Annotated in this window: 14 protein-coding genes; 12 read left to right on the forward strand and 2 right to left on the reverse strand. The window is 68.1% G+C overall.

Annotated features, from left to right (window positions below):
• Positions 1-6: 6 nt before the first annotated feature.
• From FHX42_RS13245 to FHX42_RS26615, 10 genes are all read left to right on the forward strand, one after another.
• Positions 7-243, forward strand: a complete 237-nt coding sequence (locus tag FHX42_RS13245; protein WP_182544573.1) for an AbrB/MazE/SpoVT family DNA-binding domain-containing protein — start codon at positions 7-9, stop codon at positions 241-243.
• Between the two features lie 118 nt (positions 244-361).
• Positions 362-652: a type II toxin-antitoxin system VapC family toxin gene (locus FHX42_RS13250; RefSeq protein ID WP_235987283.1), complete on the forward strand. Its 291-nt coding sequence runs from the start codon at positions 362-364 to the stop codon at positions 650-652.
• Between the two features lie 104 nt (positions 653-756).
• Entirely contained in the window at positions 757-1,173 is a 417-nt protein-coding gene (gene ndk / locus FHX42_RS13255; RefSeq protein WP_182544575.1) for a nucleoside-diphosphate kinase, read from the forward strand.
• Complete coding sequence (locus FHX42_RS13260; protein ID WP_182544576.1) at positions 1,170-1,706, forward strand: GNAT family N-acetyltransferase; 537 nt, start codon at positions 1,170-1,172, stop codon at positions 1,704-1,706. The genes ndk and FHX42_RS13260 overlap by 4 nt, the downstream gene beginning before the upstream one ends.
• 61 nt (positions 1,707-1,767) lie before the next feature.
• Positions 1,768-3,735 (forward strand): TIGR03960 family B12-binding radical SAM protein, encoded by a 1,968-nt coding sequence (locus FHX42_RS13265; RefSeq protein ID WP_182544577.1) that lies wholly within the window; start codon positions 1,768-1,770, stop codon positions 3,733-3,735.
• Positions 3,736-3,887: 152 nt separating this feature from the next.
• Entirely contained in the window at positions 3,888-4,730 is an 843-nt protein-coding gene (locus FHX42_RS13270; RefSeq protein WP_328796095.1) for a TIGR03936 family radical SAM-associated protein, read from the forward strand.
• Positions 4,731-4,902: 172 nt separating this feature from the next.
• Complete coding sequence (locus FHX42_RS13275) at positions 4,903-8,049, forward strand: translation initiation factor IF-2 N-terminal domain-containing protein (protein ID WP_220480252.1); 3,147 nt, start codon at positions 4,903-4,905, stop codon at positions 8,047-8,049.
• Between the two features lie 252 nt (positions 8,050-8,301).
• On the forward strand, positions 8,302-8,943 hold the full coding sequence (locus FHX42_RS13280; protein WP_182544579.1) for a DUF6230 family protein: 642 nt from the start codon (positions 8,302-8,304) through the stop codon (positions 8,941-8,943).
• A 43-nt stretch (positions 8,944-8,986) separates the two neighbouring features.
• A complete protein-coding gene (locus tag FHX42_RS13285) occupies positions 8,987-9,517 on the forward strand; it encodes a DUF6114 domain-containing protein (protein ID WP_182544580.1) in 531 nt (176 codons plus the stop codon).
• Positions 9,514-10,326, forward strand: a complete 813-nt coding sequence (locus tag FHX42_RS26615; protein WP_235987284.1) for a hypothetical protein — start codon at positions 9,514-9,516, stop codon at positions 10,324-10,326. Before FHX42_RS13285 ends, FHX42_RS26615 begins: the two co-directional genes overlap by 4 nt.
• A 56-nt stretch (positions 10,327-10,382) precedes the next feature.
• Here FHX42_RS26615 and FHX42_RS13295 read toward each other — a convergent pair whose 3' ends face one another.
• Together FHX42_RS13295 and FHX42_RS13300 are read right to left on the reverse strand one after the other, a co-directional pair.
• Positions 10,383-11,432, reverse strand: a complete 1,050-nt coding sequence (locus FHX42_RS13295; RefSeq protein WP_220480253.1) for a glycosyltransferase family 2 protein — start codon at positions 11,430-11,432, stop codon at positions 10,383-10,385.
• Positions 11,429-13,156: a hypothetical protein gene (locus FHX42_RS13300; RefSeq protein ID WP_328796097.1), complete on the reverse strand. Its 1,728-nt coding sequence runs from the start codon at positions 13,154-13,156 to the stop codon at positions 11,429-11,431. The genes FHX42_RS13295 and FHX42_RS13300 overlap by 4 nt, the downstream gene beginning before the upstream one ends.
• Positions 13,157-13,547: 391 nt before the next feature.
• Here FHX42_RS13300 and rplU point away from each other — a divergent pair, with 391 nt between their 5' ends.
• Positions 13,548-13,856, forward strand: a complete 309-nt coding sequence (gene rplU / locus FHX42_RS13305; protein WP_182544581.1) for a 50S ribosomal protein L21 — start codon at positions 13,548-13,550, stop codon at positions 13,854-13,856.
• Positions 13,857-13,870: 14 nt separating this feature from the next.
• Positions 13,871-14,128 carry a 50S ribosomal protein L27 gene (gene rpmA / locus FHX42_RS13310; RefSeq protein ID WP_182544582.1) on the forward strand — a complete coding sequence of 86 codons (258 nt, stop codon included), beginning with the start codon at positions 13,871-13,873 and terminating at the stop codon, positions 14,126-14,128.
• Positions 14,129-14,173: the final 45 nt, after the last annotated feature.

Below are 14,173 nucleotides of genomic sequence, written 5' to 3' on the forward strand. Positions count from 1 at the left end.
ACTCTTGTGCGAGTAACCGAAAAGGGTCAGGCCACCATCCCGGTCGACAAGCGCGAGCAGTACGGCATCATGCCCGGCGACGAGGTCGAGTTCGTCGACGGGGAGGACGCCCTCGTGCTCAGGCGCAGTCACGCGAGCCCGAATCGGGGACGACGCCTGGTCGGACACCTGACGGGGCGAGCCGGTGGCGAGGGCATGAGTACCGACGAGATCATGGAACTGACGCGTGGAGAGCGAGCGTAACCGGGCGCCGGCTACGCTGGTCGACTCCAACGCCTTGCTGGATCTTGTGATTGCGGAGGCCGACTGGGTGCAGTGGTCGGCGTCCGCGCTTGAGCGGGCGGCCAACGAGGGACCACTCGTGATCAAACCCTTGATCTTCGCCGAAGTCTCGGTGCGCTTCCCGACGGTGGAGGAAGTCGAAGAGGCGTTTCCGGAAGACTACTTCCTCCGAACTCCGCTCCCGTGGTCGGCGGCGTTCTTGGCGGGCAAGTGCTTCCAGGACCACCGCAAGCGTGGCGGACGGAAGCACGCACCTCTCCCGGACTCCTTCATCGGAGCGCACGCGGCCGTGAGCAAGTTGAGGCTGCTGACGCGCGATGCCCGTCGTTACCGCACGTACTTCCCCACCGTGGAGCTCATCGCGCCGTAGCCCCCGCTCGCCGGGGACGGCCACGTGCGTCGATACGCTGGGGGACGAATCGGGCGCAGGCGGTTCGACGGACGTGCGCCCCCGATATCGAAGGAGACACGCCCGTGAGTGAACGTACGCTGGTGCTGATCAAGCCCGACGGTGTCGAGCGCGGCCTCGTCGGCGAGGTGATCGGTCGTATCGAGCGCAAGGGTCTGAAGCTGGTCGAGATGGACCTGCGCCGGGTCGACCGCAAGCTCGCCGAGCAGCACTACGCCGAGCACGACGGCAAGCCGTTCTTCGAGTCGCTGCTGGAGTTCATCACCTCCGGCCCGGTCGTGGCGGCCGTCGTGGAGGGACCGCACGCGATCTCGGCGTTCCGGCAGCTCGCCGGCGGCACCGACCCGGTGGGCAAGGCCGCCCCCGGCAGCCTGCGCGGCGACTACGGCCTCGAGGTCCAGTACAACCTGGTGCACGGCTCGGACTCGGTCGAGTCCGCCGAGCGCGAGCTCAAGCTGTGGTTCCCGGAGCTGCAGGCATGAGCGAGCCGGACTTCACCAGTGGTCCGCACCGGGTCGACCAACCGCATCCGGAACTGTCCACGGCGCTGACCGACCTGCTGGGGCGGGTCACGGTCGCGGGTGGGGCGACCGGATTCACGGCGACCACCGAGCTCGAAACCATCACCGGCGTCGTCGAGAACGTCATCGGAGATCTGTCGGTGCGCCCGAAGCGTCGGCACATGCTCACGTCGGGCCAGGCTCACGCGCTGGCGGGTGCTGTCGTCCTGCGTCCGGGTGAGCTGCCCGTGCGACAGCACCACGCCGAGATCGAGTGGTTGCTGGTCGATCCCGACGTGCAGGGGCGGGGACTGGGCGCGACGCTGCTCGACGCCGCCGTGTCCCACGCCCAGGCACTGGGGCTGGCGCAACTGAGCCTGACCACCCGCTCCGGTCAGGAGCTGGAGGAGTTCTACGCAGACCGGGGCTGGACCGAGCGTGGCCGGTGGCCGGGTGCGCTGCGCGTCGGTGATGACGACCAGCGCGACCAGGTCTGGTTCACCCGCGAGGTCTGAGGCGGCGCGAGAGCGTCCGAGCCGTGCGACGGGCGCGCGGTGCGGGAACTATCCTGACCGCGTGCCCGTCGAGTCCGTCTTCGAACGCCTGGAACCGCTGCTGCCGCGGGTGTCCAAGCCCGTCCAGTACGTGGGTGGTGAACCCAACTCCACCGTCAAGGACTGGGACACCGTCGCTGTGCGGTGGTGCCTGATGTACCCGGACGCCTACGAGGTGGGGTTGCCCAACCAGGGCGTCATGATCCTCTACGAGCTGCTCAACGAGCGTTCCGACGCCCTCGCCGAACGCGCCTACTCGGTGTGGCCGGACCTCGAGGCGCTGATGCGCGAACACGACGTTCCCCAGTTCACCGTCGACGGCCACCGCCCGGTCGGCGCCTTCGACGTGGTGGGGGTCAGCTTCGCCACCGAACTCGGCTACACCAATCTGCTCACCGCCCTGGACCTGGCGGGTATCCCGCTGTACGCGACCGAGCGCACGGACGAGCATCCCGTCGTGCTGGGTGGCGGGCACGCCGCCTTCAACCCCGAGCCCGTCGCGGACTTCCTCGACGCCGTGGTGCTCGGCGACGGCGAGGAAGCCGTCCTGGAGGTCACCGACGTACTTCGGCGGTTCGACTCCGAGGGCCGTCCCGGCGGCAGGGAGGAGCTCCTGCTGAGGCTGGCCGAGACGGACGGCGTCTACGTGCCGGCGCTCTACGAGGTGAGCTATCTGCCCGACGGGCGGATCGGTGAGGTGGCACCCACCCACCGGCGCGCGCCGTATCGGGTGTTCAAGCGCACCACGAGCGATCTCGACGAGTGGCCGTACCCGAAGCAGCCGCTGGTGCCGTTGGCGGAGAGCGTGCACGAGCGCATGAGCGTGGAGATATTCCGGGGTTGTACGCGCGGGTGCCGGTTCTGCCAGGCGGGAATGATCACCAGGCCGGTGCGGGAGCGCTCCGCGGAGGGCATCGGCGACATGGTTCAGTGCGGCCTCCAGGCCAGCGGCTTCGACGAGGTCGGCCTGCTGTCGCTGAGCTCGGCCGACCACTCCGAGATCGGTGAGATCACCAAGGGCCTGGCCGACCGGTACGAGGGCACCAACACCGGGCTGTCGCTGCCCTCCACCAGGGTGGACGCCTTCAACGTCGACCTCGCCGACGAGCTCTCCCGCAACGGTCGGCGGTCGGGCCTGACGTTCGCACCGGAGGGCGGTAGTGAGCGAATCCGCCGAGTGATCAACAAGATGGTCTCCGAGCAGGAACTGATCAGCACTGTGACCACCGCGTTCGTCCACGGATGGCGCCAGGTCAAGCTGTACTTCATGTGCGGTCTGCCGAGCGAGACCGACGAGGACGTGCTCCAGATCGCCGCGATGGCCAAGGAGGTCATCCGGGCCGGTCGCAGGGCCGCCGGGCGCGACGACATCCGTTGCACGATCTCCATCGGCGGATTCGTGCCCAAGCCCCACACGCCCTTCCAGTGGGCCGCGCAGTGCGATCCCGAGACGGTCAACGAACGACTGCGCAAGCTTCGTCGGACGGTCCGGGCCGATCGTCGTCTCGGCCGCAGCATCGGTGTGCGCTACCACGACGGCAGGCCCTCCTTGATCGAGGGACTGCTCTCGCGCGGTGACCGCAGGCTCGGCCGAGTCATCGAGCGCGTGTGGCGCGAGGGCGGTCGTTTCGACGGATGGAACGAGTACTTCTCCTTCGAGCAGTGGATGAGGTGCGCACGCGAGGAGTTGGCTCCGTTCGGCGTGGGGCCGGACTGGTTCACCACGCGTGAGCGCACCGCGGAGGAGGTCCTGCCGTGGGACCACCTCGACTCGGGGCTGGACAAGGAGTGGCTCTGGACGGACTGGACGGACGCGCTGCATGGCCGTGAGCAGGACGACTGCCGCTGGACGCCGTGCTTCGACTGCGGGGTGTGCCCGACCATGGGCACCGACATCGAGGTGGGGCCCTCGGGACGTCCGCTGCTGCCCATCACGCCCGTCGGTTCGTCGTCGCCGGTACGGAACCCGGACCTGTCCCCGTCGGAATGAGGGCCCGCCGGTTGCACGGTCTCGTGCTCCGACGACTCCGTGTGGCGCCGTCGGCACCCCGACCGCTCGTCGGCGGTGGACGTCTTGCCGGTAGGGTGTTCGGGAAGAGTACGGTCCATCAGCAGACCGGCGAGACCCCGGGGAGCGCGTCGGTGAGTCGGCATCAACCCACTTCGCCCGCCGCATCGGTCCAGAAGCTGCGGCTGCGTTACGCCAAGCGGGGTCGGCTGCGCTTCACCTCGCATCGCGACCTCGCTCGTGCTTTCGAACGTGGGTTGCGCCGCGCGGGTGTTCCGATGGCGCACTCACGGGGCTTCACTCCGCACCCCAAGGTATCCTGGGCGGGTGCGGTACCGACCGGAGCTGCCAGCGAGGCGGAGTACGTCGAGATCCATCTCGCCGAGCAGGTGGATCCGCTGAAGCTACACGAGCAGTTGCGGTGGGTACTTCCCACCGGGATGGATCTGCTGGACGTGGTGCCCGCGGGGTCCGATTCGCTGGCTGACCGGCTGGAGGCCGGGCTGTGGCGCATCGAGCTTCCCGGCGTGCGGGTGGCCGAACTGCGCTCGGCGGTGGCACGCTTGATGGAGGCGCCCACGGTCGAGGTCGAACGGATGACCAAGAACGGCCGCCGTAGTCTGGACGCACGGGCCGCGGTGATCAGTGCCGAGGTGCACGAGGGGACACCCTCCTGCGAGGAATTGATCGCGCTGCGTGTTCGTGAATCCGAGTCCGATGCGGATATGGACGATCGGGCGAAAGATTCGGAACCATATGGGATACTCGTAACGGTCGTACGGCAGGCAACACCGGTCGTACGACCCGACGACGTACTGAGTGCTCTTCGCGTCGTCGCCGGTCCGGTCCTGCCGGTAGTCGCGCGAGCGACCCGGTTGCGGCAGGGGCGGCTCGACGAACGAGGAGAGCTTACCGACCCGTTGGCCCAGGACAGGGTAGCGGCCGGAGCCCGACGAGGTGAGTTCCCCGTCGGGTGACGGACTCGGTGAGCAGGCGCCGTCGGCCCCGTCGTGAGACTTCGACGAACGTCGGGACCTCGGGGAACCGAAGAATTGCCGTCACCGGCGGGTGGCGGAGACCGAAGATCGTAGAAGGTCCCTGTGTGGCCGCGTCCTGTACGCAGGATGCGCCCGGGGGCGAAGGAGCTGGATGTTGAACATGGAAACGCCCGCTGGAAGTGCCAGCGGGCCATCGACCACACCCGCTGGGGATGGCTCGCAGGCAGAGTCGACTACATTCGAGTTGCCCCCTAAACTGCGGGTTCACGCGCTGGCGAAGTTGCTGGGTACCAGCAGTCGGGAGATCATCACGACGCTGGGTTCGCTGGGTGAGTCCGTGCGCAGTGCGCAGGCGAACATCAGCCGTGAACTCGCGTTACGAGTGGTCCACACGCTTCGCCCGCACGCCGACGAGGCGGAGCGGACGTCCGAGTCGCGGGAGGAGCCCGGCGAGACCGCTGCGCCGACTCCGGCTGCCGAAGCGACCGCGGAGACGGCCGAAGCGAGCACGGCGGTGGCCACCGACAGTGCACAGGCTGCTCCGGTCGCGCCTGCTCTGCAGGCGATGTTTCTGGCACCGGAGCCGCCGCCGGCCAACCAGGAAGCGCCTGTCCGCGACGAGCCCGAGCAGCCCGTGAGCGAGCAGTCTCCCCCCGCGGGGAGTCCGAGCGAGGAGCCTCCGTCCGCGGAGGCGCCGCCCGCGGAGACACCGAGCGAGTCCTCGGACGCTTCGGAGGGGACGGCGGAGGACGAGGAAGAGTACATCGGGCGCCGTCGTCGGCGGCGTGGCCGCAGGGGACGTGGCCGCGGACGTGGTGGTGACGGAGAGCAGGCCGATTCCACCGACCCGAACGCCGAGCCCTCCGAGGAGGCCCCTTCCGAGGAGGCCGACAAACCGGAGAAGGCCGAGAAGCCCGACAAGGCCGACAAGGCCGAGCGCGTCGGTAAGCAGAGCAAGAAGGACAAGAAGAACAAGGGCGGTGAGTCGGCGGGCAAGAAGAAGGACAAGTCCGCCGAGACCACCGATGAGCAGAGCGGTTCCGCTCAGCCCGCCGAGAGCGAGGCGCAGGAGGATCCCGGCGAGGCCGTGTCGAGCCGTCGCAGGCGTCGGCGCCGCCGCAAGGGTTCGGGTGGTGACGGTGACGGCAGTACCCGTGAGGACGATCCGCCGAACACCGTCGTGCACGTCCGTGAGACCACCGAGGCCGAGCGGCACGACAACGCCACGGACGAGGTCCGGGCGATCAAGGGTTCGACGCGCCTGGAAGCCAAGCGGCAGCGTCGCCGGGACGGGCGCGACACCGGGAAGCGGCGCGCTCCGGTGCTGTCGGAGTCGGAGTTCCTCGCCCGACGCGAGTCGGTGGAGCGCCGGATGGTCGTGCGCGAGCAGGGCGATCAGACACAGGTCGCGGTGCTCGAGGACCAGGTACTGGTGGAGAACTTCGTGACCTCGTCCGACACCGGTTCGCTGGTCGGCAACGTCTACCTGGGCAGGGTGCAGAACGTCCTGCCGAGCATGGAGGCGGCCTTCGTCGACATCGGCAAGGGCCGCAACGCGGTGCTCTACGCGGGTGAGGTGGACTGGGACGCCGCCGGGCTGGCCGGTAAGGCCCGCAGGATCGAGCAGGCGCTCTCCACCGGTGACAACGTGCTCGTCCAGGTCACCAAGGAACCGTTGGGGCACAAGGGCGCCCGGTTGACCACCCAGGTCAGTCTTCCCGGCCGGTTCCTGGTCTACGTGCCCGGTGGTGGAGCGACCGGGATCAGTCGCAAGCTGCCGGACAACGAGCGCAAGCGGCTCAAGGAGATTCTCGGGCGGATCGTGCCGGAGAACTCGGGCGTGATCATCCGGACGGCCTCCGAGGGCACCAGCGAGCAGGCGCTGGAGCGCGACGTCCTCCGGCTGGAGGCCCAGTGGGAGATCATCAAGGAACGGGCCGAGGCACCGAAGGCGCAGGGACCACAGCTGCTCTACGAGGAGCCGGACCTGCTGATCAAGGTGGTGCGTGACCTGTTCACCGAGGACTTCTCCTCGCTGACGGTGCAGGGCAACGACGCGTGGGACACGATCGAGGCCTACGTGCAGCACGTCGCTCCCGAGCTGATGCCGCGCCTGATCAAGCACACCGGTCCCAAGGACGTCTTCGCCGAGCAGCGCATCGACGAGCAGATCACCAAGGCCCTCGACCGCAAGGTCTGGTTGCCCTCCGGTGGCTACCTGGTCATCGACCGTACCGAGGCCATGACGGTCATCGACGTCAACACCGGCAAGTTCACGGGTTCCGGTGGCAATCTCGAGGAGACGGTCACCAAGAACAACCTGGAGTCGGCCGAGGAGATCGTGCGCCAGCTGCGGCTGCGCGACATCGGCGGCATCATCGTGATCGACTTCATCGACATGGTGCTGGAGTCCAACCGCGACCTGGTGCTGCGTCGTCTGACCGAGTGCCTGGGCAGGGACCGCACGCGGCACCAGGTCGCGGAGGTCACCTCGCTCGGACTGGTGCAGATGACCCGCAAGCGGGTGGGAACCGGGCTGCTGGAGGCATACAGCAGCACCTGTGAACACTGCCGCGGTCGTGGGGTGCTGGTGACGACGGAACTGGTCGACCACTCCCAGCACGTCCACGCCACCAACGGAACCGGCAACGGGTCCGGCGGAGGATCGCGTCGTGGCCGCCAGCGCAAGAAGGGGGCACAGCAGGAGTCCCCGGCCGACACGACGGCCGCCCCGGCCCACGAGGTCGCGAGCGGGGACAAGCAGCCGGAGCCGGCCGTTGCCGGGCAACCCGAACGCGAAACGGGCGAGCGAGACCGGCCGCGGCAGCGCAAGCGGTCCAAGGGCGAGTCCAAGGGCGAGCCCAAGGAATCCACCTCGGCGCCGGCCGGTGCGGAGCAGAGTGCCCCCGCCGTCCAGGAGGCTGCTCCGGTCCAAGAGGCTGAGAAGGCTTCCCCCGCCCCGGAGGTTGCTCCGGCCGAGGAGGCTCCCCCGGCCCAGGAGGCTGCTCCGGAGCGGGAGGCTGCTCCGACCCCGGAGGCTTCTCCCGAACAGGAGACTTCTGACTCCCGGGAGACGCCCGCGAGCCGCCCGAAGCGGCGCAAGGTGAGCAGGGCGGCCGGCAGTGTCGGTTCGGCACCGACACCGGTGGTCGTGGCACCGAACGCCACGCCGGAGTCCGGGGCGGAGTCCACCGACTCGGACGAGCGGACCGACAGTGGTGCCGTGCAGGTCACCACCAAGGCGGCGCGTCGTTCGAGCCGCCGTTCCTCCGGCCGCTCCGCGGGACCGCCCGCCTAGGTCATCCGCCGCTCGTTCGTCAAGGCCGTGCTTCGTTGAGTCGCCGCGAAGCACGGCCTTTTCGTTGCTCTCCTCGGAGAACTGTTCTCTTTCTGTTGTACACACCGTGATCAACTGGTGAGAATTTTTTACGAAAGTGGCGTGAACCATAGCGTCATGTGTGATTTTCCTCTACTGTTACCGGCCAGTACAGTAACTGAAATCACTCTGGGTGTTCGGTCACACGGTCATCCGGAGTCATGAGGTGACGCGATGGCAGCAGAGAACGAGTCGAACGACGGGCGAGCGGAAGAGCCCGGACGCGGACGGACCCGTTGGGGACGCTTCGGTCTGGTGATGGGTGTGGGCGTACTCGGCATCGGCGCGCTGTTCACCGGTTTGTCCCAGGGAGCACTGGCCGCTTCGTTCAGCATTTCCGGAGTGAGCTACAAGGCCTCGGCGGACAAGCTCTCCGCGGAGGGCGTCGTGCAGTACGGCTCCGTGGACCGCAGTGCGAACAAGGCCCGCCCCGTGCTGGTCAACGGCTTCCGGGACGCCACGCTGGACAACTTCTGCCAGTCGTTCGTGGTCCCCGACATCCCCGGCGTCGGTGACACGACCGTACGCATCGAAGCACCGGGCAAGGGAGGTTTTCAGGCCAAGAACCTGGTGATCGGCGTCGACACCGTCACCGGTGACCTCACGCTGAACAACGTCGAGATCGGCCGCGACGCCGGTAACCTCACGAAGGGTCCCCCCGGCGTGGGAGGCGATTCCGGCGCCTTCGGCATCCAGGCCGACAGCGCCACCATCGCCGACCTGCGGCAGGTCGCGTGGTCGACGACCGCTTCGACGTTGCGGCTCAACGACGTCAAGATCACCACCAGTACCGGGCGGGAAGCCGCGTGCTTCTGATGTCCGTGAGCGCACGATCCTTCGGGTAGGAGGCGATGAGCCGATGTCCCATGCTTCGACGGACGAGGCGGAAGCGCCCGGCAAGGTACGGGTGGGATGGCGGCAGTTCCGGCAGTGGCGCAGGCAGCGGCCGTTCTGGGCCGGTGCGTTCACACTGCTGTCGGCACTGATCCTGCTGTACCCGCCGTACGCCTCTTTGAAGTTCGGTGACGCCGTGATATCCCTGCGCACCCTCGGTGGTATCTCGGCGACGGTGATCGGGATCGTGATGGTCATCTGCGGTGTCTCGTTGTGGATCCGTCCGCAGTTCCGGACGGCCGCGGGGATCGTGACGCTGGTGCTGGCGCTCGTGGCGATCGTGACCGCCAATCTGGGTTCGTTTTTGATCGGTACGCTCCTCGGTCTCGTCGGCGCCGCGCTGGCACTGTCGTGGTCGCCGAAACCGCCGGAGAAGTCGAAACGATCGAAGCGGAGGAAGCGGCGTGACGATTCGGCCGCGGAACCGGAAACCGACTCGGACGAGTGGGAGACGACGCGGTTGCAATCCGTGACGACGCGAGGAGGCGATGCGTGAACCCCGAATCGCGGGATCGGAGGCAGCAGTCGCGCCGGCGGCGTGTCCTGTGGCCGGCGGTGTCGCTGGTCGCCAGCCTGACGGTGCTCGGCGGGGCCGCCTCGTTCGTCGGCTCGGCCGACGCGCAGGTCAGCGCGGCGGGGCCGCCGTCCCTGCTGGATCCGTTGTGGAGTTCCTCGGCGGAGTCGTCCGCTCCGTCGTCGAGCTCTTCGGCGAAGGCGCCGTCGGAGTCCGCCACGCGGACTCCGACGAGCGGGGTACCGACTCCGTCGAGCGGTGCACCGGTTCCGTCCAGCAGTGCGTCGTCCGCTCCGTCGACACCGCACCTGCCGACCGCCGATCCGAAGCCGGGTGAGGTCGAGCCGGGGCCGGGCAGGGCCTGGACGCTGACCTCCAGCAGGCTGACCCTGATCGGTACGCACTACCACGGTTACGAGTTGCGGGAGGTCAACGGAGAGCAGGTCAAGACGCTGCACTTCACGGTCGACAAGTTGAAGATCAAGGATCTCGTGCAGCGTGGCAAGTTGGGCAACGGCAAGGACATCAAGGCGGCGAGCGCTCCCGGCCTGGTCTCCACGGTCACCGAGGGGCCGATCGAGCTCTACACGCAGAAGCTGACCGGCACGCTCAATGTCCTCGGCTATCCGGCCGTGCCGGTCACGCTGTCGCCGGATTCGCTGTTGTTGCCGAACCTGGATCTGAGTTTCCTGCGGTTGTCGAAGCTGACGTTCACCGACGCGGTCGTGCACAACGTCAAGCTCGGTGGCGGGAATCTGTTCATTCCGCAGGCGAAGATCTCGCTGGAGTAGTTCCTGGTCGACGGCGAACGCGTCGTTGTGGCGGTGAGAGTGCCACAACGACGCGTTCACCTCGGTGAACGGTCCGCGTGCTCGGGGTCCACCGAGCTTTCCGCGCTCTCCCGAGAACCCCCGTCCCGAGAACCCCCGTCACCGGTGTGTTCGGCGACCAGGATGGTGACGTCGTGCCCCTTGCTGGTGCGGTGCAGGACCAGTTCGGCGAGCAGTCCCACCGAGATCATCTGGATCCCGAAGATCTCCAGCAGCACGCCCAGGGTCAGCAGTGGCCGGGTGCCGATCGGCTCCGGGGTGAACAGCCACACGCCCGTGAGGTAGAGCAGGATCCCGGTGCCGAGCGTGCCGAACAGCAGGCCGAGGCCACCGAAGAGATGGGCAGGGCGTCGCCCGTAGCGGGTGAGCTCGACGACGGTGAGCAGGTCCAGCGCACCGCGCACGTAGCGTTCGAGGCCGTAATTGGACCGGCCGTGCACGCGCGAGCGGTGGTTGACCGCCAGCTCCCGTACCCGATAGCCGAGCTGGTGGGCCAGTGCCGGTATGTAGCGGTGCAGCTCGCCGTAGAGCGGGACCCGACGGTAGATCTCGGTCCTGGCCGCCTTGAGCCCGCAGTTGTGATCGGAGAGCCGCAGTCCCGTGATGACCCCGGTGAGGCGGTTGAACACACGTGAGGGCAGTCGCTTGCCCAGCGGATCCTTGCGCTGTGCCTTGTGCCCGCTGACGAGGTCGGCCCCGTCGTCGATCTCGTCGAGCAGGCGCGGGATCTCGGCCGGGTCGTCCTGGAGGTCGGCGTCGATGGTGACCAGCAGCGGTCCCTTCGCCGTGGCGACCCCGGCGGCCAGCGCCGCCGCCTTGCCGAAGTTGCGGCGCAGTTGGATCCCCTGCACGCGTGGGTCGGCGGTCAGGTCCTCGGAGATCACCCGCCAACTGTCGTCGGTGCTCCCGTCGTCGACGATCAGCAGCTCCCAGGTGCGGTGCTGAGCGTCCATCGCCTCGCGGATCTCGGTGAACAGCCGCGGCAGACTGTCCCCCTCGTTCTTCGCCGCCGTTACCAGGCTCACTTCCACCGCGGGTCTGTCTTGGTCGGCTCGTGCTGTGCTCAAGAGTTCGCCACCTCGGGATTCCGGGACAGGGGTCGTTTCCACCAGCCGTCCGGGAAGCGGAACGCCAGCCGCAGGGGACCGGAGCCGGCCGGGACGACGGCACGGTAACCGAGCCCGAGTTCCACCCCGGGCGTCTTCGTCTCCGCTTGCGGGCGAGGTAGATCGACCACGCCACCGCCGACGACCCTGTCGGCGGCGTCGAGCACCACGACGCATCGCGCCCGCTCGATTCCGGAGATCGCCCAGCCCTTCAACAGCCGGGTGTCGTCGTGGAGCTTGTCGTGTTCGACGTTGAGCAGCACGTTCCGCCCGTTGGGCAACGGTTCCCGGTAACTGCCGATGCCGGGGGTGCGCCACTTCGACGTGTTCACGCGCGCGCCGACTTCGATGCCCTGCCCGCATCCCAGACCGAACTCGTCGGAGAACGGGTAGTGGCCGAGATCCCGCAGCCGCGGCAGGAGTTGTTGAGGCCGGGGGAAGCGACTGGTCAGCGTGTCGGTGGCCCCCACGCGTGCGGCGACCGCGAGGAGGCGCTGGGTGGAGGAGTCCTCACGCACCGTCTGTGCCATGGGGACGCTGAGCGTCACCGTGGCGACGACCGTGCTGCCGAGGACCACCGCCCGGGTACCCGGCCGCCGTACGCGGGGCCAGCTCACGACGATGACGAGGAGAGCGATCCACAGGGCCGCGGCCATGCTGTTGTAGCGGCTCTGGAGTCCGGCTTCCGTGCCGAACGCCGCGCGCGATCCCGAGATCATCACCGCGCAACCGAGCGCGTAGACCACCAGGCCCCACCAGGGCGCGCTGCTTCGGCGGTTTTCGGGGGACAGCGAAGTGGGCACGTGCAGAGCCAGCACCGCAAGGCCCGCCACGGCGGCCAGCAGCGCGATGGCCACACCGGACCCGGTCCAGACCAACCCGAGCATGCTCAGCCCGGTCAGCGCTACCTGGGCGGGATCCCCGGTGGGCGAGTCGCCGCCGCCCTGCGGTCCGCGCAGGACGAACCAGGTGGCGACCACGAGCACTCCCACCACGGCGGGAGTGATCACCCACCGCCTGCGGTCGCCGCGCAGCCAGGCCATCAGAACCAGCCCCGGCCACAGCGCGAACGAGGTGCCGTAGCTGATGGAGGCCAGCAGCCCCAGCGCCACGGCCACGAGCGGGCGCCCGCGCTGCATCGCCAGCAGCGCGGCCAGCACCAGCATCAGGGCCAGCAGCCAGGAGGCCCCGCTCATCGAGCGCACGTAGTTGTGGATGCCGTGCGGGTTGAACACCAGCGTGGAGGTGGCCACGACGAGTCCGGCGCGGGGCCAGCGCCCCAGTCCCGACGGGAGTAGTCGCCACACCAGCAGCACGGACGCGACGCCGAAGACGATGATCAGTGCGCCCAGTGGCTGGTTGAGCCCGTCGCCGAAGCGGGCGCTGAGCCAGAACAGCAGAGTGGGCAGCACGAAGGGGTGTTCGTTGCGGAAGTTGAGCAGTTCCCAGGGGCGCAGCGATCCGTCCGGGTTGGTGATGTCGAGCAGCACCCACCAGTAGTCGTAGAAGTGCATCTGCGAGTAGTTCAGGACTTCCCGCAGCATCATCACCGGTGGTACCAGTGCCAGCAGTCCCAGCAGCCACGGTCCGGAGCGCGCGAGGCGAAGCCGCTCCAGCCGGTCGCGTTGCGAAACGGGCGGCGTTGTGTCCCGCTGCGATGTGCTCTCGGATGAGATCTCCGTCACGCCGTGTTCTCCCGTCGCCTCGAATGGCGATCAACAGTAGCAACCGCGCGGGGTCGCCGGGGTCGGTATAGTGAGATCTCCTCGTGTTTCGGCGCCACTTCGTGAGGCGGCTTCGCTGTTCGGCGCTTCGGCCGGGGATGGTGACGGGGTCTTTTCGGCTGCGATGCCGACCGGCTGTATGATGACTCCAGGATTTCTCGCCGCCGGACGGGCGGAGAGGTTAAACGCCTGTTGAGGCGGTGTCTGCCCGGGAAGGTCGGCTACCGTCGTCGAGGCAGGAACCGACCGCGGGGCCATGTCGGTGTCGCGGTAATCCCGATCACCGGTCGGGAAGGGCGTCCGTCGCAGACCGGTGAACTAGCGAAACCGAGCAGCAGGAGACTTCCGACTCATGTACGCGATCGTCAAGACCGGCGGCAAGCAGTACAAGGTGGCTGTCGGGGACGTCGTCGAGGTCGAGAAGCTCGAGGGCGAGCTGGGAGCCGAGGTCACTTTCCCGGCGCTAATGGTCGTCGATGGCTCCGATGTCACCGCCGACACCGCCGCGCTGGACAAGGTATCGGTGACCGGCAAGCTGGTCGAGCAGACCAAGGGCCCCAAGATCCGCATCCACAAGTTCAAGAACAAGACCGGCTATCAGAAGCGCATGGGTCATCGGCAGAAGCTGACCCGTGTCGAGGTTACCGGCATCACGAAGTGAGGGCGTGAGAACTCATGTCGACGAAGAAGGGCGCGTCCAACTCTCGGAACGGCCGCGACTCGAATCCCAAGTTCCTGGGTGTCAAGCGCTTCGGCGGTGAGGCCGTCAACGCCGGCGAGATCATCGTTCGTCAGCGCGGCACCAAGTTCCACCCCGGTGGCTACGTGGGGCGCGGCAAGGACGACACGCTGTTCGCACTCGCCACCGGCGAGGTCGCGTTCGGGCGCAAGCACGGTCGCAAGACCGTCAACATCGTGCCGGCCGAGGCCTGACCCGGGCCTCGGCTGCGATTTCCCGACGAGGGGCGGGTCCGGTTA

The sequence above is a fragment of the Halosaccharopolyspora lacisalsi genome (assembly GCF_014137975.1).
GTDB lineage: Bacteria > Actinomycetota > Actinomycetes > Mycobacteriales > Pseudonocardiaceae > Halosaccharopolyspora > Halosaccharopolyspora lacisalsi.

Coding starts and splice junctions, on each gene's coding strand:
- rplU (WP_182544581.1), top strand. CDS start 13,548: ATGTACGCGATCGTCAAGACCGGCGGCAAGCAGTACAAGGTGGCTGTC.
- FHX42_RS13280 (WP_182544579.1), top strand. CDS start 8,302: ATGGCAGCAGAGAACGAGTCGAACGACGGGCGAGCGGAAGAGCCCGGA.
- rpmA (WP_182544582.1), top strand. CDS start 13,871: ATGTCGACGAAGAAGGGCGCGTCCAACTCTCGGAACGGCCGCGACTCG.
- FHX42_RS13260 (WP_182544576.1), top strand. CDS start 1,170: ATGAGCGAGCCGGACTTCACCAGTGGTCCGCACCGGGTCGACCAACCG.
- FHX42_RS13275 (WP_220480252.1), top strand. CDS start 4,903: ATGTTGAACATGGAAACGCCCGCTGGAAGTGCCAGCGGGCCATCGACC.
- FHX42_RS13285 (WP_182544580.1), top strand. CDS start 8,987: ATGTCCCATGCTTCGACGGACGAGGCGGAAGCGCCCGGCAAGGTACGG.